The sequence below is a fragment of the Martelella mediterranea genome, from assembly GCF_021021415.1.
GTDB lineage: Bacteria > Pseudomonadota > Alphaproteobacteria > Rhizobiales > Rhizobiaceae > Martelella > Martelella mediterranea_C.
In genome coordinates this window covers 67534-91610 of the sequence record NZ_JAINWJ010000022.1, presented here as the reverse complement: position 1 = coordinate 91610, position 24077 = coordinate 67534, and the positions used below count along the sequence as shown (strand labels likewise).

At 64.2% G+C, this 24077-nt stretch carries 23 protein-coding genes; 12 read left to right on the top strand and 11 right to left on the bottom strand.

What is annotated here, in order from left to right; all coding sequences use genetic code 11:
- Position 1: 1 nt before the first annotated feature.
- The 3 genes from K7H91_RS14745 to K7H91_RS14735 form a co-directional block, all read right to left on the bottom strand.
- Positions 2–868: a branched-chain amino acid ABC transporter permease gene (locus K7H91_RS14745; RefSeq protein ID WP_230721026.1), complete on the bottom strand. Its 867-nt coding sequence runs from the start codon at positions 866–868 to the stop codon at positions 2–4.
- 73 nt (positions 869–941) lie between these two features.
- Positions 942–2153 (bottom strand): ABC transporter substrate-binding protein, encoded by a 1212-nt coding sequence (locus tag K7H91_RS14740; protein WP_230721025.1) that lies wholly within the window; start codon positions 2151–2153, stop codon positions 942–944.
- Positions 2154–2366: 213 nt separating this feature from the next.
- The gene (locus K7H91_RS14735) at positions 2367–2825 is read right to left on the bottom strand and encodes a MaoC family dehydratase (RefSeq protein WP_230721024.1); all 459 of its coding nucleotides are present in this window, start codon (positions 2823–2825) and stop codon (positions 2367–2369) included.
- A gap of 118 nt (positions 2826–2943) precedes the next feature.
- On the opposite strand from K7H91_RS14735, the gene K7H91_RS14730 reads away from it, so the two are divergent.
- The 10 genes from K7H91_RS14730 to K7H91_RS14685 all read left to right on the top strand — a co-directional run bounded on the left by K7H91_RS14730 (position 2944) and on the right by K7H91_RS14685 (position 13627).
- Positions 2944–4155 (top strand): CaiB/BaiF CoA transferase family protein, encoded by a 1212-nt coding sequence (locus K7H91_RS14730; protein ID WP_230721023.1) that lies wholly within the window; start codon positions 2944–2946, stop codon positions 4153–4155.
- Between the two features lie 13 nt (positions 4156–4168).
- Complete coding sequence (locus K7H91_RS14725; RefSeq protein ID WP_230721022.1) at positions 4169–5200, top strand: acyl-CoA dehydrogenase family protein; 1032 nt, start codon at positions 4169–4171, stop codon at positions 5198–5200.
- The gene (locus K7H91_RS14720) at positions 5197–6345 is read left to right on the top strand and encodes an acyl-CoA dehydrogenase family protein (RefSeq protein WP_230721021.1); all 1149 of its coding nucleotides are present in this window, start codon (positions 5197–5199) and stop codon (positions 6343–6345) included. The genes K7H91_RS14725 and K7H91_RS14720 overlap by 4 nt, the downstream gene beginning before the upstream one ends.
- A gap of 123 nt (positions 6346–6468) precedes the next feature.
- Complete coding sequence (locus tag K7H91_RS14715) at positions 6469–7602, top strand: TAXI family TRAP transporter solute-binding subunit (RefSeq protein ID WP_230721020.1); 1134 nt, start codon at positions 6469–6471, stop codon at positions 7600–7602.
- Between the two features lie 72 nt (positions 7603–7674).
- The gene (locus K7H91_RS14710) at positions 7675–9618 is read left to right on the top strand and encodes a TRAP transporter permease (protein WP_230721019.1); all 1944 of its coding nucleotides are present in this window, start codon (positions 7675–7677) and stop codon (positions 9616–9618) included.
- Positions 9615–10421: an alpha/beta fold hydrolase gene (locus K7H91_RS14705; protein ID WP_230721018.1), complete on the top strand. Its 807-nt coding sequence runs from the start codon at positions 9615–9617 to the stop codon at positions 10419–10421. Before K7H91_RS14710 ends, K7H91_RS14705 begins: the two co-directional genes overlap by 4 nt.
- The gene (locus K7H91_RS14700; RefSeq protein ID WP_230721017.1) at positions 10421–11611 is read left to right on the top strand and encodes a CaiB/BaiF CoA transferase family protein; all 1191 of its coding nucleotides are present in this window, start codon (positions 10421–10423) and stop codon (positions 11609–11611) included. The genes K7H91_RS14705 and K7H91_RS14700 overlap by 1 nt, the downstream gene beginning before the upstream one ends.
- Positions 11608–12237, top strand: coding sequence for a carboxymuconolactone decarboxylase family protein (locus K7H91_RS14695; protein ID WP_230721016.1), 630 nt, complete (start codon positions 11608–11610; stop codon positions 12235–12237). The genes K7H91_RS14700 and K7H91_RS14695 overlap by 4 nt, the downstream gene beginning before the upstream one ends.
- Positions 12237–12866, top strand: a complete 630-nt coding sequence (locus K7H91_RS14690) for a flavin reductase family protein (RefSeq protein ID WP_230721015.1) — start codon at positions 12237–12239, stop codon at positions 12864–12866. Before K7H91_RS14695 ends, K7H91_RS14690 begins: the two co-directional genes overlap by 1 nt.
- Positions 12863–13627 (top strand): enoyl-CoA hydratase/isomerase family protein, encoded by a 765-nt coding sequence (locus K7H91_RS14685; protein ID WP_230721014.1) that lies wholly within the window; start codon positions 12863–12865, stop codon positions 13625–13627. Before K7H91_RS14690 ends, K7H91_RS14685 begins: the two co-directional genes overlap by 4 nt.
- On the opposite strand, the gene K7H91_RS14680 is transcribed toward K7H91_RS14685, so the two are convergent.
- The 3 genes from K7H91_RS14680 to K7H91_RS14670 form a co-directional block, all read right to left on the bottom strand.
- A complete protein-coding gene (locus K7H91_RS14680) occupies positions 13628–14374 on the bottom strand; it encodes a GntR family transcriptional regulator (RefSeq protein ID WP_018064576.1) in 747 nt (248 codons plus the stop codon).
- 102 nt (positions 14375–14476) lie between these two features.
- On the bottom strand, positions 14477–15127 hold the full coding sequence (locus K7H91_RS14675; RefSeq protein WP_230721013.1) for a glutathione S-transferase: 651 nt from the start codon (positions 15125–15127) through the stop codon (positions 14477–14479).
- Between the two features lie 17 nt (positions 15128–15144).
- A complete protein-coding gene (locus K7H91_RS14670; protein WP_230721012.1) occupies positions 15145–17223 on the bottom strand; it encodes a 3-hydroxyacyl-CoA dehydrogenase NAD-binding domain-containing protein in 2079 nt (692 codons plus the stop codon).
- A 110-nt stretch (positions 17224–17333) separates the two neighbouring features.
- On the opposite strand from K7H91_RS14670, the gene K7H91_RS14665 reads away from it, so the two are divergent.
- The gene (locus tag K7H91_RS14665; RefSeq protein WP_230721011.1) at positions 17334–18530 is read left to right on the top strand and encodes a CaiB/BaiF CoA transferase family protein; all 1197 of its coding nucleotides are present in this window, start codon (positions 17334–17336) and stop codon (positions 18528–18530) included.
- 73 nt (positions 18531–18603) lie between these two features.
- Positions 18604–19446: an alpha/beta fold hydrolase gene (locus tag K7H91_RS14660; RefSeq protein WP_230721010.1), complete on the top strand. Its 843-nt coding sequence runs from the start codon at positions 18604–18606 to the stop codon at positions 19444–19446.
- A 218-nt stretch (positions 19447–19664) separates the two neighbouring features.
- Here K7H91_RS14660 and K7H91_RS14655 read toward each other — a convergent pair whose 3' ends face one another.
- From K7H91_RS14655 to K7H91_RS14635, 5 genes are read right to left on the bottom strand one after another with little or no spacing between them, the layout of a single operon-like run.
- The gene (locus K7H91_RS14655) at positions 19665–20954 is read right to left on the bottom strand and encodes a TRAP transporter large permease (protein ID WP_230721009.1); all 1290 of its coding nucleotides are present in this window, start codon (positions 20952–20954) and stop codon (positions 19665–19667) included.
- Complete coding sequence (locus tag K7H91_RS14650; RefSeq protein WP_230721008.1) at positions 20951–21481, bottom strand: TRAP transporter small permease; 531 nt, start codon at positions 21479–21481, stop codon at positions 20951–20953. Before K7H91_RS14650 ends, K7H91_RS14655 begins: the two co-directional genes overlap by 4 nt.
- Positions 21478–22518, bottom strand: coding sequence for a TRAP transporter substrate-binding protein (locus K7H91_RS14645; protein WP_230721007.1), 1041 nt, complete (start codon positions 22516–22518; stop codon positions 21478–21480). The genes K7H91_RS14650 and K7H91_RS14645 overlap by 4 nt, the downstream gene beginning before the upstream one ends.
- Positions 22519–22570: 52 nt before the next feature.
- On the bottom strand, positions 22571–23467 hold the full coding sequence (locus tag K7H91_RS14640) for an NAD(P)-dependent oxidoreductase (RefSeq protein ID WP_230721006.1): 897 nt from the start codon (positions 23465–23467) through the stop codon (positions 22571–22573).
- Positions 23464–23850, bottom strand: a complete 387-nt coding sequence (locus K7H91_RS14635; protein WP_230721005.1) for a carboxymuconolactone decarboxylase family protein — start codon at positions 23848–23850, stop codon at positions 23464–23466. The genes K7H91_RS14640 and K7H91_RS14635 overlap by 4 nt, the downstream gene beginning before the upstream one ends.
- Positions 23851–24077 lie beyond the last annotated feature (227 nt).

The following is a 24077-nucleotide window of genomic DNA, read 5'->3' as shown; positions in this document are numbered from 1 at the left end:
CTCATAGCTTGCGACGCCACGTGGCCGAGATCCCGAGCGGGAACAGCCAGAGCAGAGCGGCGGTGATCAGGAAGAAGAAGATGTCGCCAGCAACCGAAGTGAGGAAACTGGCCGTGATCGACGCGCCGCCGCCAAGACCGATCGCGGTCAGGACGGACCCCGTCAGCGTGACCGGACCGGCGACGACGACGGTCAGGAACGCCTTGATGACGAAGGCGAAGCCCATGGAGGGCGTGGCGGGAACGATCGGCAGAAGCACAGCGCCCGCAAAGCCGGCAAGGCCGCATCCAATCGAGAATGTCAGCGTGTTCACCCGCGCTGCTTCAATGCCGATGGCGCGCGCCATTTCCGGCTGCTGGATCGAGGCGCGCGCCTTCATGCCATAGACGGTCTGGGTCATCAGCACGTAGACGAACAAACCCATCAGCGCAGCGACGCCGATCATCAGCAGCGGATAGCCGGCAAGACTGTAATCGCCGATCCTGATACTGTACTGCGGCATGCCGATGCCGGGCGTCACCGTTCCGAAGATCAGCACGGCCAGCTGATAAAAGACGATCGAAATGCCCCAGGTCGCCAGCATCGTATCGAAAATCCGGCCATAGAGCCGGTTGATGATCAGGATTTCGACCACGGCGCCGATCGCCATCGTGACGGCGACCGCTATCGGGATCGACAGGATGAACGGAACGCCCATCTGTGTCGCCGTCAAAGCCGAATAGGCCCCGATCATGAGGAATTCCCCATGGGCCAGATTGATGACCCCCATCAATCCGAACACCACCGCAAGGCCGATGGTCGCGATAAGCAGGATGGATGCGCTTGAAAGCGACGACAGCAAAACCGTCGCCAGATAGACTATACTCATGGAATTCTCCCGAGGTCTGGGCCTGTCGGGCGGGAGAGATGCTTCCCTTCCCGCCCGCCGCGCGTCGCGTCGATCAGTTGCCTTCAGGCGAGAAGTGCTCGACCAGGTCGGGGTTTGCGATCAGATCGCATTTTTCGTTTTCATAGACCGGCGCCACGCCCTCGAAGGTTTCAAGAACCGTGAAGTCGTGGTTCGCGTCGCCTTCGACGATGTAGATATTCTGGCGCAGATGGTGCGAGCCGGGTTCGAGCATCACCGTGCCATTGGGGGCCTCAAGACTCAGGCCGCTCTCCAGCGCGGCGACAACCGCGTCGGTGTCGCTCGTTCCCGCCTTCTCGACGGCGGCGGCCCAAAGCTGAACGGCATTCCACGTATCCACCGCCTCCGAGATGATGGGCTCATCATTGCCGTATCTCGCCGTCCAGAGTTTCACGAAATCCGCATTGGCGGAATTGTCGACGACCTGGAAATAGCCCTGATTGGCAATCAGCCCCTCGCCAGCAGCCGGCGAAACGACGACCTGCTGGTTGCCGGAACCGTAATTCGTCGAGACGACGCCGATACTGTCCTTCAGGCCGGCTGCGGCGAATTGTTCGAGAAAGCCGGTCTGGTTTGCGCCAACGGGTAGCGCCACCACGAAATCGGGCTTCGCGGCCTGGATTTTCTGGATGGTCGGCGCGTAGTCTGTGACGGTCAGCGCGAGAATATCTTCGCCAACCACCTCCGCGCCAAGCTGTCTGGCATATTCGTGGACCCAATGCGCGGAGATGGTCCCGAAATTGTAGTCAGGCGCCATGATGAATATCTTCTTGCCGTAAGTCTCGACGGCCCAGTCGATCAGCACGGAAAGCTGCTGCGAGGCGGAAGGCCCGGTGACGAAGGTTTGCTTGTCGCAGGCGCCGCCTTCATAGAGAGAGGGATAGAAATAAGGGATATCGGCCTTGCGGATGATCGGGCGGATAGCCTCGCGCGATGAGCTGGTCAGACCGGCGAAAAGCGCGTCGACGCGGTCCCTGAGGATCGCGGTATTGGCGTATTGAGTGTATTTCGACTGTTCCGACTGTGCGTCATAGGAGACAACCTCAACCGGTTCGCCCAGAACCCCGCCCCTGGCATTGATGTCCTCGACGGCAAGCTGGAGGGCATTCATCTGCTGGATGCCATAGATGTTCAGGCCGCCGGTCAGATCGAAGATCGCGCCGATCTTTGTTTCCGCAGATGCGCCTTGCGCGACCATAACCGCAATGGCCGCAACACCGTATCGAATGAATGAGAGAGATTTCATGATGGGTTCCCGTTCTCTGGATTAGAGCCGAACACCCGATCATATGCACCTAATAAGTACAAAACGACGCACACGAGACGGGATGTCCAGCGACGTCGCTTTTGGATTTAATGTGCACCTTCGCACAGACCCAGCTTATGAGGTCGCGACTTTTGTGTCAAGTTGGCGACAGTCAGTTCGATTCTACAAGGTCCGCCGCTGGGGCGCTGAAGGTCACGCTGCGGCAATCAGCAGAATGCCATCGGCAATCAGGGCGGGCTTGTCTGCACCCTTGATGTCGATCGCGGACCGCAGCTCGATCCGCGCGCCGCTGCCGCGCGGCGCGACCGCCCCCACCGATTGGCGCAAGTGCAGTGCGGAGCCGACTGGAACGGGGGCGAGAAAACGTATCCTGTCATAACCGTAGTTCAGTCCTGCCCCCCGCTGCTCGATGCGGAACAATTGCCGCTGCAGTCTCGGTATAAGGGAGAGAGTATAAAGGCCGTGCGCGATGGTCCTGCCATCGGGACTTTCGCGGGCAGCGCGCTCGACATCGACATGAATCCAGTGATCGTCGCCCGTCAGCTCCGCAAAGGCGTCGATCTGCTCCTGCCTTACTTCAAACCAGGAGGTTACCCCAAGTTCCTGACCGCTGTGCCGCGTCAGCGCAATCGGTGTTTCGACAACGATCATTCAAGCCTACCTGACCGTGAACTCTATAAAAGATTAAAAAAGCATATTTAAGATTTTTTGATTGCGCAAACGTCGCGCTGCTGGCATTTTCCCCTCGCGTTGAGAAAGGGAGGATACCATGGCCGGATGTCTGGATCATATCAGGGTTATCGACCTCAGCCGCGTTTTCGCCGGCCCCTGGGCCGGGCAGATGCTGGCCGATTTCGGAGCCGACGTGATCAAGCTGGAACACGTCAAGGGCGGCGACGACGTCAGGCGCATGGGCGTCCCTCACCTGAATGCCGATGGCGCGCCGACGGGTGAAACCTCGAGCTTTCTTGCGATGAACCGTGGAAAGCGCTCGGTCGCGCTGGACCTGAAATCGCCGGAGGGGCGGGAGATCGCGCGAGAGCTGATCGAGAAGGCCGATGTGCTGATCGAGAACTTCAAGACCGGCACGCTGGCGCGCATGGGGCTGGACTATGAGACGGTTGCAAGCCTCAACCCCCGCCTGGTCTATTGCTCGATCACCGGCTTCGGACAGACGGGACCGATGGCGCATCTTCCCGGTTATGATCCGATCTTCCAGGCGATGAGCGGACTTCTTTCGATCACCGGCTCGTCCGAGGACGAACCGGCGCTGGTCGGCTACTCGATCTCGGATATCACGGCGGGGCAATATGCGGTCGCTGCGATCCTTGCGGCGCTGAACCATCGCGATGCCGTTTCAGGCGAAGGGCAGTTCATCGATATCGCGCTGCTCGACACGCAGATCCACGCCGCCTCCCATATGGCGATGAACTACCTGTCCTCCGGCAAGCTGCCGCGCCGGAACGGCACCGCCTCGCAGATCACCTGCCCCTGGCAGGCCTTCGACTGCGCCGACCGGCCGATCATGATCGCCATCGGCAATGATCCGCAGTTCCGCCGCTTCGCAGACTATCTGGGGCTGGAGGGCGTGGCCGATGACGAACGCTACGCCACCAACCTCGCAAGGGTGCAGAACGCCGACACGCTGGTCCCGCTGATCGCGGAAAAACTGGCCGCCAGGAACGCCGACGCCACCTATGCCGAGTTGGAGGCAATCGGCATTCCGGCGGGGCCGCTCAACAGCTTCGAGGACACGCTGCAGATGCCGCAGGTGAAGGCGCGCGAACTGGTGCGCCAGCTCGACCATCCGAACGCGGGCCGCGTCAATTACATCGCGAACCCCGTACGATTCTCGGGCGACCCGGTGGCCGCCACAAGGCCTCCGCCGCTTCTGGCAGAACATACAGACGAAGTGCTGCGGGAGATCGGACTGACCGAGGAGCGCATCGCCGAACTGCGCGGCACCGGCGCGATTGCATAAAGGGAGTCCGACAATGGAAGACTGGATGGAAAACGCCCGGATGATCGTGGACAGCGCGCGCGCCATCGTGCCCGCCGACGGCGATCTCAACCGTGTCCGCGCCGCGCGCGGCAAGGGCATAGACCGCGCCATGGTGGCAAAGGCGGGCGAACTGGGCCTGTTCCTCATGCGCGTTCCGGAGGAAGCCGGCGGACTCGGGTTGGGCATGCGCGAGGCCTGCGAACTGATGCAGGTGCTGGGCGGCGGGCTCACGCCTGAACCCATCGGCTCTACGATCATGGCGGCAGCGCTTCTGGGCGAAGCCTTCCCCGAAGAGGCCGCAACCGGCGCAAAGGTCATGGTAACGGCGTGGCAGGACGATGCGGCTTCGCTGCGGTTCGAGGGCGGCGCGGCCGACGGACGGCTGCACGGCGTCAAGATCGCCGTACCGGATGATGCGGATTTCTTCGCCGTGCTGACCGGGGCGGGCGTCGCCGTCGTGCCGCGCGATGCGCCGGGCGTCACGATCACCGCCGCCGACACGCTGGATGGCGGACGGATTGCCACGCTCCGCCTCGACAAGGTGGCCGCCGAGCTGATTCCCTGTCCGCAGGCCGCGACAGTTATTCAAGACGCGGTGCTGATGCATTCGGCCTATCTGCTCGGCCTGTCGGACCGGGCGTTCGCCATCACGCTCGATTATCTGAAGGTCCGCGAACAATTCGGACGTCCCATCGGCAGCTTTCAGGCCCTGCAGCATCGCGCCACCGAGATCAAGATCCGGATCGAGCTATTGCGCGCCGCCGTGATGGCGACGGCCGCCCGCTTCGATACCGGCGCGGATATCGCCAGCCGTGCCCGCGATGCCGACCGCTGCAAGCTGCGCGCGGCCGAAACCGTGATGCTGGTCGCGCGCGAGGCGGTGCAGATGCACGGCGCCATGGGCATTACCGACGAGGCCGATATCGGCCTGTTCGTCCGCCGCGCCATGACCGACGCCAATCTTTTCGGCGCGCCCATTGCGGTGCGCGCCCGGCTCGCCCGCACTCTGGAGGATGCCGCATGAGCACCGATTACAACGCCATGCCGGACGCCGATTTCCGCGCCATGATCCGCGATTTCGTCGAGGCCGAATATCCCGACATTCCCCGCTTTCCGCTGGAGCGCCTGCACTGGGACGAGGTGAAGCCGTGGTACATGGCCCTGTCCCGGCGCGGCTTCCTGTGCCCGACATGGCCTGTCGAACATGGCGGCATGGGTCTTTCCGCGGGCAAGCACCTGATCATGATTGAGGAACTGGAGCGCTTCGGCGCGGCCCGCGTCCACGATATCGGCCCGGTCATGCTTGGGCCGCTGCTGCTGAAATACGGAACCGAAGAGCAGAAGGCGCACTACCTGCCGCGCATCCTCTCGGGCCAGGACATCTGGGCGCAGGGCTATTCCGAGCCGGGCGCGGGATCGGACCTTGCGGCGGTGCGCTGCGAGGCGGTGCGCGACGGCAATGAGTGGGTCATCAACGGCCAGAAGACCTGGACCACGCTCGGCATGGATGCCAACTGGATCTTCATTCTCGCCCGCACCGACAAGACCGTGAAGAAACAGGCCGGAATCAGCTTTCTTCTGGTGCCGATGGACGCGCCCGGCGTCACCACCCGCAATATCGAGAACCTCGCCGGCGAGGCCGAATTCTGCGAAGTGTTCTTCGACGATGTCCGCGTGCCGCTGGACCACATCGTCGGCGGCGTCAACGAAGGATGGACCGCCGCCAAGGCGCTGCTCGGGCACGAGCGGGTCTTCATCGGCGCGCCCCGTCTTTCGGCAAGCGCGCTGGCAAGGCTCGCCCATCTGGCGAAGCGCAACGGCATCTGGAGCGACCCGGTCTTCCGTGACTGCTACGTCGCGCTGGAATGCGACATGCGCGATCTGGGCGACCTGTTCCAGACCTATATGGACCGCCTGAAAGACGGACAGGAGATCGGCGCGGACGTCGCCATGCTGAAGATATTCCAGTCCGAGCTGTACCAGCGCATCTCGGAGCTGATCATGGAGATCGCCGGCCCCGAGGCTGGCCTGTCGCATCCGCCGGAAGGCGATCGTCGTCTGCATGCGGCGGCCACCTATCTGTCGGCGCGCCCGATCACGATCTTCGGCGGCTCGACCGAAATCATGCGCAATGTTCTGTCGAAGGCCGTGCTGGGCCTGCCGAACTGAACCACACGGCTTCATTAAATCATAGAATTGACTTTTAAGCTCATAAGAGCCATGGTGGACATTATCGGGGCGTGGAGGCCGCGGTTATTTTTCCGGAAAACGGATACCAAGGGAGGATTTCGCATGTTTCATTCAAACCTCATGAAGGGCGCGGTCGTGGCCGTTGCCATGCTGACCGCCCCGGCGGCCTTTGCCCAGGACGATGTAACGCTGCCCAAGACGATGATCTGGACGTCCTACGATCTCGGCTCGACCGGCTATGTCGAGGCCTCGGCCATGGCCGACGCGCTGGACAAGAAATTCGGCACAGCCGTGCGGCTGACGCCTTCGGGAACGGCCATCGGTCGCTTGCTGCCGCTGGTGCGCGGCCGCGCGAATTTCGGTTTCATGGGCAATGAGATCCTGTTCGCTTCGGATGGGACCTATGAGTTCGCCGCCGCCGACTGGGGCCCGCAGGACCTGCGCGTGCTGATGGGCCGTCCCGCCGCCGTCGGCCTTGTCGCCGGCAACGACACCGATGTCGAAACCATGGCCGACCTCAAGGGCGCCAGCGTCGGATTCGTCGAGGCCAGCCCCTCGACCACGATGAACACCGAGGCCGCACTGGCCTTCGCCGGCCTGACGCCGGACGATGTGAACAAGGTGATGTATCCCGGCTACGGCGCGATGATGTCGGCCTTCGTCGCCGGCGAGGTTGACGTCGTTCCGGTCACCACCACCGTGGCGGCACTACGTGAAGCCGAAGCCGGGCGCGGGTTCCACTGGCTGGACATGTCCGCCGACGATGCCGAGGGCTGGAAGCGCGTGACCACGCGGGCAAGCCTGTTCCAGCCGATCACCATGACCAAGGGCGCCGGCATTTCCGAGGAAAACCCGGCCGAACTGCTGGGCTACAGCTATCCGCAACTGACGACGCTTGCCAGCACCGACGAGGACGAGGTCTACAGTCTTCTGAAGGCGCTGGACCAGGCCTATCCGGACTACAAGGACGCCAATGCCGTGATGGCCAACTGGAAGCTGGAAGAGTCCGGCCGGACGCCGTCCGGCGCACCCTTCCACCCCGGCGCGATCAAATATCTCAAGGAGCGCGGCATCTGGACGGAAGCCGACCAGGCCTGGAACGACCAGCGCATTGCCGAGATCGAAAAGAACAAGGAAATGTGGGCCGCCGCGACCAAAGCCGCCAAGGAGCAGGGAATCTCTTCGGACGGTTGGGTTGCATTCTGGGAACAGTATCGCACTGAAAACGCACAGTAATCCTGCTCGGGCGCGGCCGTTTGCGCCGCGCCCGGCAATTCAGCCTCGCGCCCTGCCGACAGGATAAGGCCCATGTCTTCTCAGATCATTCCGAACGCTCCCGGGGCGGCCAGGTTCTGGCAGCAGGAGGCCCAGCGCATCTCGGGCGCTGCATGGTTCGCCGTCATGGCGCTGTCCACCGTGGGCATCGCCATCATCGTCAACCAGATCTTCAACCTGCAAATCCTGGGCTGGCGGCCGATCAGCACGGCCTATTATTACATCGTGCTGGGCCTGTTCATGCCGGTGGCGTTTCTCGGCACGCCGGCGCGCCAGGCCGATGCGAGCCGGGTGCGCTGGTACGACTGGGTGCTGGCGGTGGCGGCCTTCGGCATCTGCATCTTCTTCTCGACCCGGACCGACGCCATCCTCTATCAGGGCTGGGAATTCGAAGCCCCGACCTATGTGATCGTGATGGCCACGTGCCTCGTGCTTCTGTCATTGGAAGCCGTGCGCCGCTGCGCCGGCCTGCCGCTGCTCATCATCTGCGCGATCTTCGCGACGTTCCCCCTTTATACCGGCCATATGCCGGGCTTCCTGTGGGGCGCGCAGATGAGCTTCAGCGAGACGGTGCTCAGTCATTCGCTGGGCGTGGAGAGCATTATCGGCATCCCTCTGCGGGTGATCGCTGACCTTCTGATCGGCTTCATCCTGTTCGGCGTGGCGCTTACCGTTTCGGGCGGCGGCGCCTTTTTCATGGATCTTGCGAGCGCGCTCATGGGCCATGCGCGCGGCGGGCCGGCAAAGGTCGCGATCCTGTCCTCCGGCTTCTTCGGGTCGCTGTCGGGCAGCGTGATCTCGAACGTGATCTCGACCGGTTCGATGACCATCCCGACCATGAAGAAATGCGGCTATCCCGCGACCTATGCGGGCGCGGTGGAATCCTGCGCCTCGACTGGTGGCGCGCTGATGCCGCCGGTCATGGGCTCGGTCGCCTTCGTCATGGCGTCGTTCATGAACGTGCCCTATGCCGATATCATGGTCGCGGCGACTGTGCCTGCGCTGCTGTTCTATCTGGTGCTGCTGATCCAGACGGATTGCTATGCGGCCCGCAACGGGCTGAAGGGGCTTCCGCGCGACCAGTTGCCGAAGCTGTGGCTGGTGCTGCGCTCGGGCTGGATCTACCTCGTCTCGCTCATTGCGCTGGTCTGGCTGCTGCTCGCCACCAATGCCGAGGCGAAGGCTCCCTTCTACATCACCGTGCTGCTGGTCCTGACCGCGCTGTGGCGCGCCCGCAAGGAGGGCATCGGCAAGCCGATCGTCACCATGATCCTCGAGGTCGGGACGACCATCGGCATGCTGGTCGGCGTGCTGGCGGGCGTCGGCATGGTCGTGGGATCGTTGGCGATCACCGGGGTCGGCAATGCCTTCAGCCGCGAACTGCTGCAATATGCCGGCGGCAATCCCTATCTTCTGCTGCTCTTCGGCGCGGCCACCAGCTTTATCCTCGGCATGGGGATGACGGTTTCGGCCTGCTATATCTTCCTGGCCGTGGTCCTCGCCCCGGCGCTGACGGAGGCGGGATTCAGCCAGATGGCCGCTCATCTCTTCATCCTCTATTGGGCAATGCTGTCCTATATCACGCCGCCGGTGGCCATGGCCGCCGTCGCCGCCGCCTCGATCGCCAAGGCGCCCGCGATGCAGACCGGCGTGACCGCGATGCGGCTTGGCGCGCTGCTGTTCGTGCTGCCCTTCCTGTTCGTGCTGAACCCGAACCTGATCCTCGAGGGCGATGCGTTGCATGTCGCGATGGCGGTCGGCACGGCCATCGTCTCGATCCTGATGCTGTCGGCCGCGTCGGAACGCTGGATCTACGTCCTGAACCGCTCCGCCAGGGGGTGGGAAGCGGTGGTCCTTCTGATCGGCGGGTTGTGCCTGCTGGTGCCGGAACGCATGTCCGACCTGATCGGGTTCGCCGCGCTGGCGCTGGTCATGGGCCATGGCCTGCTGACGCGCAAGAAGGAGATTGCCGCATGACCGCTCTATCCGTTCCCCTGCCCGATGGCATCACGCTTCATGCCCGTATCGACGGCCCCGAGGGCGCGCCCTGCGTCGTCTTCGCCAATTCCGTGCTCACCGACATGTCGATCTGGGACGCCCAGGCCGATGCGCTTTCGGACCGGTATCGCGTGTTGCGCTACGACCAGCGCGGGCATGGCGCGTCGGAGGCGAGCGCGGGCGCGATGGATTTCGCCCGCTACGGCGCCGACCTGCTGGCGGTCATGGATGCGGCCGGCGCGGACCGCGCCGCCGTCGTCGGCCTGTCGATGGGCTGCCCCACGGCGCTCGCCGCACTTGCTGCAGCGCCCGACCGCTTTGCAGCCTTCGTGGCCGTCGATGGCGTGATGCGCAGCGCCGCCGGCCGCGCGGCCTTCTGGACCGAGCGGCGCGAAACGGCGCTACGCGACGGCATGGAAGCGATCGCCGCTTCCACCGCGCCGCGCTGGCTGCCCGGCGAGAGCGAGGACAGCGCCCTCAGCGCCCGTCTTCGCGCGATCATCGCAGGAACCAGCGTCGCGGGCTTTGCGGCCGCGACATATGCGCTTTCGGATTATGACCAGACCACTGCACTCGCCTGCCCGGTGCTGGGCGTCGCCGGCGCCGATGACGGCGCCATGCCCGACGCGGTGTCGAAACAGTTCGGCGGCATCCCCGGCGCGCGGATCGCGATCATACCCGGCGCGGGCCATCTGCCCAACTTCCAGAACCCCGAGGCCTTCAACGACGCCCTGCTGGCCTTTCTCGACCAGAACTACCCGACCACGAAGGAGCAAGCCTGATGCCAGGACCGCTGTCCCATATCCGCGTCCTCGATCTCAGCCGTATCATGGCGGGGCCGTGGAGCGGCCAGATCCTGGCCGATCTGGGCGCCGACGTCATCAAGATCGAGCGCGCGGGCGAAGGCGACGACACCCGCCGCTGGGGCCCGCCCTTCCTGAAGGACAAGGACGGAAAGCCGACCAAGGAATCGGGCTATTACCTTTCGGTCAATCGCGGCAAGCGCTCGGTCGCGCTGGACCTGAAATCGGAAGAGGGCCGCGCCGCCGTGCGCGCACTCGCCGCCCGGTCCGATATCGTGCTTGAGAATTTCAAGGCCGGAACGCTGGAGCGGATGGGCCTGGGCTATGAGGATCTGCAGCGGGTAAACCCGCGCCTGATCTATTGCTCGATCACCGGGTTCGGCCTTACCGGGCCGATGAAGGACGATGCCGCATACGACTTCATGATCCAGGCCATGGGCGGGCTGATGAGCGTAACCGGCGCGCCCGACGATGCGCCCGGCGGCGGCCCGCAGAAGGTGGGCGTCCCGATCGTCGACATTATGACCGGCATGTATGCCACGATCGGGGTGCTGGCGGCGCTCGCCAATCGCGAGAAAACCGGCAAGGGCGATCATATCGACCTCGCCATGCTGGACGTCTCGGTGGCGATGCTCGCCAATCAGGCGATGAACTATCTGGTCTCGGGCACCCCGCCGGTCAGGCGCGGCAACCGGCATCCGAACATCCAGCCCCAGAATGTCTATCCGGTGGCCGACGGACACATCGTGCTGGCCGTCGGCAATGACGGACAGTTCCGCAAATTCGCCGAGGTGATCGGCATGCCGGAACTGGCCGACAATCCCGATTTCGCCACCAATCCCGGCCGGGTGGAGAACCTGCCCGCACTGGAGGCGATCCTGTTTGAGGCGCTGGCGAAGAATGGCGTCGATCACTGGGTTGCGGCCTTCGCCAGGGCCGGCGTCCCCTCCGGACCGATCAACACCGTGGATCGCGTCTTCGAGGAACCGCAGGTTCAGCACCGAAAGATGTTGCGCGACATCCCGCATCCATTGAGCGGAGATCTGAAACAGGTCGTCAGCCCCCTGAATTTCCGCAACGCGCCTCTGTCCTTCGACAAGGCCCCACCGCTCCTCGGCGAACACACGGACGACGTTCTGCGCGCGCTGGGACTGGAGACAACAGCATGAACGACCAGACCACGCCGACCCGCACCAACGGAGGCCGGATCAGCTTCCCCACGCCCGATACGATGACGGCAGAACAGCGCCAGGTCTACGAGCAGATCGTCTCCGGCCCAAGGGGGACGCTGGTTGGTCCGCTGCGCGCGGCGCTGCACAATCCGGCGCTCGCCGACCGCTGGCAACGTCTGGGCCAGGTGCTCCGGTTCGAGACGTCTATCCCCACGCATCTCAACGAACTGGCGATCCTGGTGACCGCGCGGCGCTGGAACAGCGATCTGGAATGGGGCATTCACGCCGGCGACGCCGAGCGCGCCGGACTGCCCCAGGCTTACATGCAGGCGATCCGCGATGGGGATTCCCCCGATTTCGGCGACGACGACGCGGCCCGCGAGGTCTATGAATTCGCCCGCCAACTGCTGCAGACCGGCAATGTCGAGGACACGGCCTATGACGCCATTCTTGTCCGCTGGGGAGAGATGGGCGCGGTCGAACTGACGGCGGTGATCGGCTATTATTCAATGGTGGCAATGACGCTGAACGTCCATCGGGTTCCCCTGCCCGTCGGCATGGACGCGCCCCTTGACGGTCCCCGCGGCCAGCTCTTCACCATGCCTCCGGCGAAGGAGACCTGATGTTCTACGATCCCCGCCATCAGCCCCACGGCCTGCCGCACAATCCGTGGCTGGCCCTGATCGTGCCGCGGCCCATCGGCTGGATCTCGACCCTGTCGCCATCGGGCGTGGCCAACCTTTCGCCCTATAGCTGCTTCAACGCGATTTCAGGCAAACCGCCTTTCGTGATGTTTTCCTCCGACAGCCCCAAGCACAGCTATACCAACGCGGAGGCGACGGGCTATTTCTGCGTCAATATCGCAACCTACCCGCTGCGCGAGGCGATGAACCTGAGCTCCGCCACATGGCCCGAGGGCGTGGACGAATTCGTCGAGGCCGGGCTGACGGCCGTGCCCTGCGAAAACATCCCCTGCCCCCGCGTGGCACAATCGCCCGTGTCGGTGGAATGCATCGTGTCGCAGACGCTGACGCTGACGCCCTCGACCGGAGCCGAATGTACCAACCGCATCGTCATCGGCGAGGTGGTCGGCATCCATATCGACGAAAGCGTGCTCAGCGATGACGGGCTTGTCGATGTCGAACTGCTGCAGCCGCTCGGTCGGATGGGCTATATGGAATACACGGTCCCGCCGCGTTCGTTTACCATGACACGGCCCCTCCTGGGCCCTGACGGAAAGATCAAACCATGAGCCATGTAACCCTGAGGCTGGCGGTGGCGGACCACATCGCCACCATCACCATCGCCCGCCCGCCGGTGAATGCCCAGAACAACCGCTTTCGCGAGGAACTGGCCGAGGTGGTGGACAGCCTCGGCGACCGGCCCGACGTGCGCGTGATCGTCCTGACCGGTGAGGGCAAGGCTTTTTCCGCCGGCGCGGACCTCTCCGAGCGTCCGACCCAGGAGCCGGGACATTACACCGCCCACAACCGCCGCGTCCGGACAAGCTTCGACTGCCTGCTGGAATGCCCCAAGCCGATCATCGCCGCCGTCAACGGCGCGGCCATCGGCGCCGGCTGCGTGACCGCGCTCTGCTGCGATATCATCGTGACCTCGGAAAAAGGCTTCCTGCAGATGACCGAGGTGAATGTCGGCCTTGCGGGCGGGGTCGCCCACGTACGCCGCCATTTCGGCGAGAGCGACGCGCGGCTGCTGATCATGACGGCACGGCGCATTTACGGGCCCGACCTGCTGCGCATGAACGTTGTCTCCGCATGCACCACGCCCCAGGAGTTGATGGAGACTGCCATGGGCATCGCCGCCGACATCGCGAAGGCCAGCCCCTCCGCCGTGCGCGCGGCCAAGCGCTCGTTTCAGGTAACCGAGGGCATGTCGATCTACGACGCCTATCGGTTCGAGCAGACCCAGACAAAGGCGCTGTCGACCTCTGACGACACCGCCGAGGCGATGGCCGCCTTCCACGAGAAGCGCCCGCCGGTTTTCAAGGATTGATCAGCGCAGCTTGACCTCGATCTTCATCATGTCGCCGCGATAGATGCCGTTGGCCAGCAGAACAATGTCGCCGTGCTGGTCGACGGCGATACGCTGGACCTTGGCGATGGGGTCGCCGATCGAAACGTTCAGCTCCGTCGCGGTCTCGAGATCGGCGGAGCCGATGGTGACGATCTGGACGGCATCCTCGATCGTGTGGCCGGGAAGGTCGTGGGCGATCCGCATGGCGGTGATGCGCGAGTAGGATTCATCCGGTATCAGCGGCGAAATGCGCTCGTCGACATAGACATCGCCGATCATGAAGGGCGCGCCGGCGCGACTGTGACGTCGCTTCAAATGCCGGTATGACGGCGCCGGCCTGCCGATATCGCTCTCGCGACGGGGCAACATGACGCCGCGCTCATCGCCCAGAATGTCGATTGTCGCATTGTCGCGCGCGATCAGCAGACCGGACCAGTCGGTCTTGACCTCGCACCACAGGTCGCGGTTCGGACGCTCGACGACGAAGGTACCCTTGGCGCGATAGCGCTCGATCAGGCCCTCGCCCTCGATGATATCCAGCGCCTGCCGGATGGTCATGGTGGCGACGCCGCATTGCTCGGCCAGTTCCTTGACGGTTGGAATTTTCGCGCCGATGTCCCATTCGCCCGTCTCGATCCGTCGTCGGAACAGGCCTGCCAATTGGATGTAGCGCGAGACATTGCTCTTCTGCAGCGCTATTGCCGTCGCGTTCGTCATCGAAGTCATAGTCTGCACCTTCGTCCTTTTTTCGTTTTTCACCTTAGCCGTCCGGCGCAGTGTCATAAAGGGCTAAGCTAGGCTTTTGATACAAGTTGCGATCGCAGGGCCTTAACCATCGAAGCGCAGTTTCCCGGCGGTCACGTCGGCGCCGTCCGGCGCGTCATCCACGATCGCCGTGGCTGCGACCGACGAACGCGCGCCCCAACCCGCCTCCAGCTCTGCAAGTTGCGGGAAATGATCGCGCCAGTTCGCGTCGCTCCAGCGGAAATCGAGCTGCCCCAGGGCACAAACGATTGCGACATGGCCCAGGCCGAAGGGGGTTGTCGCCAGCGCCGGGGTCTCGGCCTCAAGCGTGGCCATGGCGGCGCGCGCCTTGGCGCGCCAGCCCTCGGTCACCGCATCCCAGGGACCGGAGGGACGGGAGAGTTCCGTGCGCCACAAGAGCAGCAGATCGATCAGCCCGTCGCCCAGAGCCTGCCAGCGCAATTGCACAAAGCGTCTGTCCCCCAGGAGGCTGCCGCCCGCACGGTGATCGAGATATTCACAGATCACGCGGCTGTCGAACAGCGCGGTGCCATCCTCGATGACCAGCGTCGGGATCTTGCCGAGAGGATTGTCGGCCATGACCGCGGCATTGGGCGGCAGATGCATGGCAACGACGGAGCGGACCTGTTCGACCTGGTCCAGCTGCCCCGTTTCGTGCAGCACGATCATGACCTTGCGCACGAAGGGCGAGCGCGGCGACCAATGCAGTTTCATCACATGCTTCATGAAGGTCAGCCTTTCCGTTCTTCAACGATATCGTCCAGCACCTTGTCCACGGGACCGGCGGCGAAGCCGTGGCCGATCGCCTCTGCCAGCCGCGCCTGATCGCCGGCGATGACGGCGCGATCCTGATGGGCGGCCCACCAGAGCGGACCGCCGCGAAAGCGCGGAAATCCATAGCCGTTGCAGAGCGTCACATCCACATCCGATGGACGCTGCGCCACGCCTTCGGCCAGAAGAAGCGCAGCCTCGTTAACGATGGCGGCGAGGAGTTGTCGCTGAATGGCGTCTTCCTCGATTTCGGCGGGCGCGATGCCGGCTGCCTGCCGCGCCTCGGCGATCACGCGTGCAACCTGATCGGAGGTTACGGGCCTGCCGTCGGGATAATCATACCACCCGCCTTTGGTCTTGCGGCCAAGCCGCCCCATCTCGCAGAGCGTATCAGGAATCGTGACATAGCGCGCCGCAGGGTCGCGCGTCGGCGCCTGCCGCTTGCGCATCGCCCAGGCGATGTCGAGGCCCGACATGTCGGCAACGGCAAACGGACCCATGGCAAAGCCGAAAGCTGTCGCGGCCCGGTCCACCTGTTGCGGCGTTGCGCCATCCAGCACCAGCAATTCGGCGCGACGCCGATAGGCGGCGTAGATGCGATTGCCGATGAACCCCTCGGCCACGCGCGCGACCACCGGTTGTTTGCCGAGCTTGCGCGCCAGCTTCAGCGCGGTCGCAAGCGTGGCGTCGTCGGTGGCATGTGCGCGCACCACCTCGATGAGCGGCATCACATCGGCGGGACTGAAGAAATGCAGCCCGGCCACGTGGCCCTTGTGCGCGAGCCCTTCGGCCATCGCGTCGATATCCAGATAGGAGGTGTTGGTGGCAAGCATCGCATCGGGAGCCAGAACGCGCTCGAGCCGTCCGAGAACGTCGCGCTTGACCGCCATATCCTCGAACACAGCCTCGATCGCAAGGTCGCAACCCGACAGCGCCGCGAAATCCGTCGCGCCGGTAAGGGCGGCCTTCCGGCGCGCGGCCTCGTCTGGCGGCAGCCGGCCCTTTTCGACCGCCGCGTCAAGGCTCGTGCGAACCGCGGCTATGGCATTGGCCAGACTATCTTCATCGCGTTCGACCAGAATGACCGGCAGGCCGGCGGCGAGGAAGCAGCGGACAATCCCCTGCCCCATTGTGCCGCCGCCGATCACGCCGACCGACCCGATCGCGCGCGCAAGCCCCATGTCCAGACCGTCCACCACGCCGGCGCGACGCTCGGAGAAGAACAGATGCCTGAGCGCGGTTGCATCCTCGGCCACGCGCAGACGCTGGAAGACCGCACGCTCGTCCGCCAGTGCGTCACGTCCATCCGCCTCGGCGGCGCGGCGGATGAGCCGGATCGCCTCGGCGACGTTGGGACGGCCCTTGCCGCGACTGAGCGCCTTGTCCGCCGCCGCGTCCACCGCGGCCGGGTCGTCCGTCGGCGGCGACATTGCCAGCGCTGCGCGTTTGGGCCGGGCAGACTCGGTCAGGAAGGCCAAGGCGCCCGAAAGAAGATCACCCTCGACCACGCGATCGACGAGACCGATGGCCGCGGCGTCATCCGCCGGAATGCGGCGGGCGGCTGAGATCAGATCGATCGCGCGGGCAAGCCCCGTCAGCCGCGGCAGGCGCTGCGTGCCGCCCGCGCCCGGCACGAAACCGAGGCCCACTTCGGGAAGGCCAACCATCGTGTGCGGCGCGGCCAGCCGGTAATCGCAACCGAGCGCAAGCTCCAGCCCGCCGCCCAGCGCAACGCCATGCATGGCCGCCACCACGGGAAAGGGCGCATCCTCGACCAGACGGATCACGTCGGGCAGTTCGGGCCATTCCAGCTTCTTGTCGAACTCCTTCAAATCGGAACCAGCGATGAAGCAGCGCCCGTCGCCGATGATCACCGCGCCGCTTGCGCCGTTGCGCGCCGCTTCGGCAAGCCCGTCCGCCAGACCCTTGCGAACGGCGTGAGACCCAGCATTGACCGGCGGATTGCGGATCGTCAGAACGGCCACGCCATCGACCATCCGCATCTCCACGCGCGGCTTGTCCTGCTGATCTGTCGGCATGGCGTTTCTCCCTGTTCATTTCATCGAAACGGAACCTAAATTACATTAAGCTAGTTGTATAGCTCTAATCGATGGGGCAAGCTGGTACCGACAAACAGGAGGAGACCGCGATGATGCCCTTCGAAAGACTGCGGGTGATCGACGCCACCCATGTGCTAGCAGGTCCGTTCGCGGCCTATCAGATGGCCGTCATGGGCGCCGATGTGATCAAGATAGACCGGCCCGGCGACCCCGATCAGGTTCGTCTGCAAGGGCCTGACAGGGAATTGAGCGCGGCCGGAATGGGCACGACCTATCTGGCCCAGGGCGCCAACAAGCGGTCCGCCGCCCTGGATCTGAAGACCGCCGGCGGCCAGGAGGCGCTCAAGGCGCTTCTGAAGGACGCGGACGTCTTCATCGAGAACTATCGACCAGGCGCGCTCGCCGCGCTTGGCCTCGGCTATCAGGATATTGCGCGGATCAATCCGCGCATCGTCTATTGCTCCGTCTCGGCCTTCGGGCAGACCGGGCCGCGCGGGCCGGAAACCGGCTATGATTTCGTGTTTCAGGCCGTCGCCGGGCTGATGGCCCTCACCGGAACGGAGGAATCCGGGCCGCTGAGGGCCGGGGCGCCCGTGGTCGATTACGCCACCGGCTACATGACCGCCTTTGCCATCACCGCCGCGCTCTATCATCGCGAGCGCACGGGACGCGGCCAGCATATCGATCTTGCCATGTTCGATGCCACGCTGATGCTGATGAGCACGCATGTCACGGCGCTGACGGCAGGCGGCAAAGCCCCTCACCCCGAAGGCAACCGCTTCAACGTGGCCGGCGTCGGCGCCTATGACACGGCGGATGGATTGCTGATGCTGGGCGCGGCGAACATGCGCCAGCAGAAGCGACTCTGGCTGGCTCTTGGCCGCCCCGACATGGTCAAGTCCGCCCATGCCGACCGGATCGACGCCCATGCCGAGGAGGCCGCCGTGCTGCGCGAAGCGATGCTGACCCGAACGGCGTCCGACTGGGAGGCTTTCTTCCGCCGCCATGGCGTGCCGGCGGGCAAGGTACGGCCGATGGAGGAGGCCCTCGCCGACCCGCAACTGGACCATCGCGGCGTGCTGCAGCCGCTGCCGCAACCCCTTGGTCGCGCCGGGGAATACCGCGTGCCGGTGGCGCCCTTCCTGATGTCCGAAGGCAATCCGACAGTGCGAAGCCCGCCGCCGGCTCTCGGCCAGCATACAAGGGAAATCCTGGCCGAGGCGGGCATTGATGACGGGCGCATCGCCGCGCTGATTGCCGAGGGCGCAGCTGTCCAGGCTTTATAAAGTTGTAAAATCATGTTTTTGATTTATTGTGTGATCGCCGCGCCTTGCGGCGGAACCCTTTGGAGGAGGAAACATGAAGACCATACTCGCAGCGATGGGACTGACCCTCGCGCTGACAGGAGCCGCGATGGCCGCCGGGATGCAGGAAAAAACCGTCATGAACGGGGATCACCAGGTCGGCTATTCGGTCAGGGGCGATGGACCGCTGGTGGTGATGATCGCTTCGACCGGCCGCGGCTCGGCCGAGTTCGCCCCGCTCGCCGACCGGTTGGCCGAACGCGGCTACAAGGTGGCCCTGCCCGAACCGCGCGGCATCGGCCAGAGCAACGGCAAGATGGAGGACGTCAGCTTTCACGATTTCGGCGATGATTTCGCCGCCGTGATCGAACAGGAAGGCGGGCCGGCGATCGTCGCGGGCCATGCCTACGGCCAGTGGATCGCCAAGACGGTTGCCGCAGATCACCCCGACCTGGTCAGCGGCGTCGTTCTGCTGGCGGGCGGCGCCAAGTCATGGCCGCCGGAACTGTCGGACGCGATCACCATGATCAACGACCCGAACTCGACCCGCGACCAGAAGATGCAGGGGCTGATGCTGGCCTTCTTCACCGACGAGGAAACCGCCGAGCCATGGCTGGAGGGCTGGCATCAGGACGTCACCCAGAGCCAGCGCGCGGCGCGCAAGCAGACCGATCGCGACAGCTACTGGTCGGGCGGCACCGCGCCGATCCTCGACCTGCAGGGCGGCTCTGACCCGTTCCGCCCCGAGGAATCGCGCAACGAGGTGCGCGACGAACTGGGCGCCGATCGCGTGACGGTCGTGGTGATCGACGGGGCGAGCCACGCCCTGCCCGCCGCCAAACCCGTCGAGACGGCCGACGCCATCGCCGACTGGGCGGACGGCATAGTCAAGCAGTAGGCGCTTGGATCGGACCATCGGGCGCGCCAAGACAGCGCCTGATGGTTCTGCTTCTGATGCGCCGGGCCGGTGAGCATGCGGCTATAGGCTATAGCCCGCGTCCTCGGCCGGATCGCCAGCGCGGCGGCCACCGGCCTCCCGTGGGCGCTCGGCATCGCGCAGGGCGACATCTTCACGCGGCTGAATCCCCATCCATCTGCCGCTCAACGCACATGCTCCTATTTCATGTGCATCGGGAGATAGAGAACGAGCGCCGGGAACAGCAGGATCAATAGAAGCCGGACAATATCGGCGCCGATGAACGGAAGTACCCCGCGAAAGATCGTCGTCACCGGCACGCCTGGATTCAGGGAGCGGATGACGAAGATATTCATGCCGATCGGTGGCGTTATCAGGCTGATCTCGACAACGACCACGACGAGAATGCCGAACCATACCGGATCGAACCCGAACTGCTGCACCAGTGGGAAGACCACCGGGATCGTCAGCAGGATCATCGCGAGGCTGTCAAAAACGCAACCCAGTACGAGGTAGAACAGGATAAGCCCGATAAGGACGCCTGTCGGTCCGAGCCCGGAAGCCTCTATCGCCTCGATAATGGCGCGCGGCGCGCCGGCGATGTTGATGAAGTTCGAGAACACCAGCGCGCCGACAAGCACGGCCATCAGCATGGCCGATGTACGCACGGTATCCGACAGGATGCGAAACAACGTTTTCCACGTGATATCGCCTTTCGCAAGTGCGATCGCGAAGGCGCCGGACGCGCCGATACCCGCGGCCTCCGTCGCGGTGAAAACGCCGCCATAGATGCCGCCGATGACCAGGGCGAAAAGCGCCAGCACCAGCCACACGCGGCGGATCTGTAACACTTTCTCACGCCAGTGGAGATGGGGTCCGGCCGGCCCTGCTTCCGGACGGATGCGGACGACGATCATCACGGCAAGGGCGTAGAACAAGATGCCGATCAGGCCCGGCACGACGCCGGCGACGAACAATTGCCCAACGCTTGTTTCGGTCATCGAGCCATAGATGACCATGATCACCGACGGCGGTATCAAAATTCCGAGCGTCCCGCCTGCCGCGACCGCGCCTGACGACAGGCTCACGGAATAGCCATATTTTTTCATCGAAGGCAGAGCTATCGAAGACATCGTCGCAGCGGTCGCGAGGCTGGAACCGGAGACGGCGGAGAACCCGCCACAGGCCAGGATGGTGGCAATCGCGAGTCCGCCGCGGCGGTGCCCCACCATCGCATTCGAGGCAGCATAGAGATCGCGCGACAGGCCTGAATGGTTCACGAGATTGCCCATCAGCACGAACAGCGGTAGCACCGACAGCGAATAGCTGCTCAGCGTGTCCCAGGTGACTTGCGCCGCCATCGCGCCTGCCGGGCCGAAGCTGACCAGCAGGCCAAACCCCACAAACCCGACAAGCCCGAGGGCGAACGCCAATGGCAGGCCCGTGAAAAGAAGGGCGAAAAGGGCCACAAACCCGATCAATGCGCTCATTTGTTGTATTCCTCGCGCAGGCGGCTGGCGCCGGCAACCAGTGCGGCCAACGCGGAGAGACCGAGCGCTGCGACCCCGAACCAGGCGACCCAGCCAATCGGCAGCTCCAGAACAGAGGTGCGGTCGCCATAGCGCACGAAGCGTTCCGCGAGAGTGGACAGCCTCCAGGCGAGCCCGAGGCAGCTCGCGGCGATCACGGCCAACCAGATCAGGTCGCGCAACAAAGCCGCGCGTCCCTTGAACAACCCCTCGAACAGACCCGCGCTGACATGGCGGCCATGCAGGGTTACGGATGGCAGCGCCGAAAACACCACCACCGCCATGCCGATCTGGGTCATTTCGAAGGCAAACCCCAGTGGGGCGTTCAGAAAGTAACGCCCCACCACATCCACCAGCGTCATCAGCATCATGGCCAAAAGCGCGATGCCGGCAACGGTGACCGCGATGCGGTCACACAGCCAGGTCAGGCCGGAAAGGTCGTCCGTGTGCGTCGCCTCGCCGTCCTCTTCCGGCAAGTCATGCGTCATTGGGCACCCTCTATGCTGCCGGTGATGGCGCGGAACTTTGCAAGCGCTTCGGCGCCATCGACGCCCAGTTCGTCGGCAGTCTTGATCCAGTCCTGCTCGATCGGCGCCACGCGCTCCTGAATGGCGGAAACGAATGCCGGCGATGCCTCGATGATTTCGACGTCATCTTCGTTCATCTGGGCCAACCCCGCCTGGTCCCCCTCATCCTGAGCCCTGCCCGCCAGACGGGCGAAAGCCTCTCCGGAGACTGACATGATGGCCTGCTGGTTTTGTTCGGACAGCCGGTCCCATTTGTCCCGATTCATCACCAGGAACCAGGCCGAGGTGTAAAATCCGCCGGGCACGGTGGTGGCGTTGTCGATCACCCCCGTCAAACTGAAGCTCTTGTAGGCATCGGTCGGCAAAAGCACGCCATCGGCAACGCCCTGCTCGAGGATTTCATAGACCTCGCCCGCCGGCGCGGCCACGTTGACGCCGCCGAGCGCGAGGTTGATATCCTGCACGACGCCGCCGCCAACGCGAAACTTGCGCCCCTGATAGTCGTCGATGCTCGCAATCGGCCCGGTGCTGTCGGTGGACATGATCACACCCGTGCCGTTGGTGAACAGGCCGAGAAGCTTGACGTCCCTGAACTCGCCCACATCCTCGAACATCTCCGTGTAGACCTGCCAGAGCGCGACGGAAAGGGCTTCGCCCTGGGAGCCGACTTGCGGCAATTCCGCAATTGCGGGCAGATGGAAGCGGCCGGGCGTATAGCCGGTAACGCCAAAGGTCAGATCGGCGATGCCGTCGACGGCCAGGTCAAACTGACGCGGCGGAGCGCCAAGCGAGGAATCCGTCATCCGGATTGTCACGTCTCCACCCGTGGCGCGCGCAACCTCTTCGGCCCAGGGCTCGAAAACCTGCGTGACCAGCGAATGGGTCGGCGGCAGCCAATTGTTCATCAGCAGGGTCTCGGCCATCGCCGGCGTGGCGAGCCCCGTCGCCAGAACCGCGCCACCGATAAAACGGGCCCACGCAAAAGGCTGATATGTCATGCTTTCCTCCTCCAAGAAATGCCAATGCCGAATATCGACTTGGCGATACTGATCATTGCTTCTGAAACGAAGCCCTGGTTTTCCAGTGACTATAGGCTGTCGTATGGTCGGCTCCGCCTTCCGATGCCTGAAGAGCGGCATTCCACCAGTGGTCCGTCTGCGCGACGAGCGGCAGATCGGCGCCCAGTTCCTGCGCGAGCTTCGCCGCAATGCCGACGTCCTTGGCCAACAAGGCCAGCGCGAAGCCGGAACTGAACCTTCCGGCGATCACCTCACTCGGGATCGTCATCTCGGTCGAGAAATTACGCCCGGTGGAAACATTCATGATCTCGACCGCCGTCTTCGGGTCGAGGCCGAAGCGTTCGCCGAGAATGAGAGCCTCGCTCGCGGCGGCAAAGCCTGCGGCCGCCGAATAATTATTGAGCGCCTTCATGGCATGCCCCGTCCCCAGAGGTCCGGTTGGGAAGATCTTGTCGCCCATCGCCTCCAGTACAGGTCGCGCGCGCTCCAGATGCCCGGCGTCCGAAGCCCCGGCCATGATCGCCAGCGTTCCGGCTTCCGCACGCGGAACGCCGCCCGACACCGGCGCATCGACCAGCGCAATGCCGCGCTCTGCGAGCGCCTTGCCCAGTTCGACGGTTGTCATCGGCACTGACGACGACATGTCGATGACAAGGCTGCCGGCGGCGAGGCCATCCGCAAGTCCCTGCTCCAACGCGACCGCGCGCACGATCTCGCCGGTTGGCAACATTGTCACCACGATGTCTGCGGCTTCGCCCAACGCCGTCAGGTTTTCAGCCGCCTTCGCGCCGATGTCTTGGGCGATCCGCGCGGCGCGGTCGGCGTCGGCATCATGGATCGTCAGGGCAAATCCCTTCCGGGCAATGTTGCGCGCCATCGGCTCGCCCATATTGCCCAGGCCGACAAAGCCGACACGCTGCTCCATCATTTCTCCTCCAGTTCGGACAAGACCTCGTCACTGGCGCGCATCGCGTCGACCATCAGCGGAATACCGCAATAGAGATAGGAGTGCAGAAAAACCTCGCGGAGCTCCTCCCGCGTGGCGCCATTGGAGATCGCTCCGCGCGTATGAATCTTGATCTCGTGGGTGCGCCCCATCGCCGTCAACATCGCCAACGTCAAGAGACTGCGGGTCTTCTTGTCAAAGACCGGGCGCTGCCAGCCCTCGCCGAAGCAGATCCTGGTCACGATGTCCTGCATCGGAGCCATATAGTCCGAGGCGTTGTCGATCTGCTCATCCGCGCCTTGCGGGCCGAACATCACGCGCCGCAATTCAAGACCGCGTTCGAAATTGGTTTTGGTTTCCGACATATCAGTTCTCCTGTGTGCCGAAGGCGCCGACGCCTCCGTTATTTCCTGCAAGTCATCCGCCTTGCCTCTCACTTGCCTCACCGGCGCCCGAACCCGGCCTCGCCCGGACCAGCAACAGCGGTCCGGGCGGCGGCGCCCAGAAAGACATCCCTGCCAGCCACGGCGGTTTCGGTCAGTTGGATACGATCAGAATCGGTGTTTGAACCGGGGGAATAGACTGTGGGCGG

Excerpts from the sequence above, each read along its gene's own strand:
- K7H91_RS14725 (WP_230721022.1), top strand. The coding sequence starts at position 4,169 with ATGGAAGACTGGATGGAAAACGCCCGGATGATCGTGGACAGCGCGCGC.
- K7H91_RS14645 (WP_230721007.1), bottom strand. The coding sequence starts at position 22,518 with ATGACATATCAGCCTTTTGCGTGGGCCCGTTTTATCGGTGGCGCGGTT.
- K7H91_RS14720 (WP_230721021.1), top strand. The coding sequence starts at position 5,197 with ATGAGCACCGATTACAACGCCATGCCGGACGCCGATTTCCGCGCCATG.
- K7H91_RS14635 (WP_230721005.1), bottom strand. The coding sequence starts at position 23,850 with ATGTCGGAAACCAAAACCAATTTCGAACGCGGTCTTGAATTGCGGCGC.
- K7H91_RS14640 (WP_230721006.1), bottom strand. The coding sequence starts at position 23,467 with ATGATGGAGCAGCGTGTCGGCTTTGTCGGCCTGGGCAATATGGGCGAG.
- K7H91_RS14710 (WP_230721019.1), top strand. The coding sequence starts at position 7,675 with ATGTCTTCTCAGATCATTCCGAACGCTCCCGGGGCGGCCAGGTTCTGG.
- K7H91_RS14740 (WP_230721025.1), bottom strand. The coding sequence starts at position 2,153 with ATGAAATCTCTCTCATTCATTCGATACGGTGTTGCGGCCATTGCGGTT.
- K7H91_RS14695 (WP_230721016.1), top strand. The coding sequence starts at position 11,608 with ATGAACGACCAGACCACGCCGACCCGCACCAACGGAGGCCGGATCAGC.
- K7H91_RS14700 (WP_230721017.1), top strand. The coding sequence starts at position 10,421 with ATGCCAGGACCGCTGTCCCATATCCGCGTCCTCGATCTCAGCCGTATC.
- K7H91_RS14655 (WP_230721009.1), bottom strand. The coding sequence starts at position 20,954 with ATGAGCGCATTGATCGGGTTTGTGGCCCTTTTCGCCCTTCTTTTCACG.
- K7H91_RS14670 (WP_230721012.1), bottom strand. The coding sequence starts at position 17,223 with ATGCCGACAGATCAGCAGGACAAGCCGCGCGTGGAGATGCGGATGGTC.
- K7H91_RS14680 (WP_018064576.1), bottom strand. The coding sequence starts at position 14,374 with ATGACTTCGATGACGAACGCGACGGCAATAGCGCTGCAGAAGAGCAAT.
- K7H91_RS14730 (WP_230721023.1), top strand. The coding sequence starts at position 2,944 with ATGGCCGGATGTCTGGATCATATCAGGGTTATCGACCTCAGCCGCGTT.
- K7H91_RS14660 (WP_230721010.1), top strand. The coding sequence starts at position 18,604 with ATGAAGACCATACTCGCAGCGATGGGACTGACCCTCGCGCTGACAGGA.
- K7H91_RS14705 (WP_230721018.1), top strand. The coding sequence starts at position 9,615 with ATGACCGCTCTATCCGTTCCCCTGCCCGATGGCATCACGCTTCATGCC.
- K7H91_RS14665 (WP_230721011.1), top strand. The coding sequence starts at position 17,334 with ATGATGCCCTTCGAAAGACTGCGGGTGATCGACGCCACCCATGTGCTA.
- K7H91_RS14715 (WP_230721020.1), top strand. The coding sequence starts at position 6,469 with ATGTTTCATTCAAACCTCATGAAGGGCGCGGTCGTGGCCGTTGCCATG.
- K7H91_RS14735 (WP_230721024.1), bottom strand. The coding sequence starts at position 2,825 with ATGATCGTTGTCGAAACACCGATTGCGCTGACGCGGCACAGCGGTCAG.
- K7H91_RS14745 (WP_230721026.1), bottom strand. The coding sequence starts at position 868 with ATGAGTATAGTCTATCTGGCGACGGTTTTGCTGTCGTCGCTTTCAAGC.
- K7H91_RS14650 (WP_230721008.1), bottom strand. The coding sequence starts at position 21,481 with ATGACGCATGACTTGCCGGAAGAGGACGGCGAGGCGACGCACACGGAC.
- K7H91_RS14685 (WP_230721014.1), top strand. The coding sequence starts at position 12,863 with ATGAGCCATGTAACCCTGAGGCTGGCGGTGGCGGACCACATCGCCACC.
- K7H91_RS14675 (WP_230721013.1), bottom strand. The coding sequence starts at position 15,127 with ATGAAACTGCATTGGTCGCCGCGCTCGCCCTTCGTGCGCAAGGTCATG.
- K7H91_RS14690 (WP_230721015.1), top strand. The coding sequence starts at position 12,237 with ATGTTCTACGATCCCCGCCATCAGCCCCACGGCCTGCCGCACAATCCG.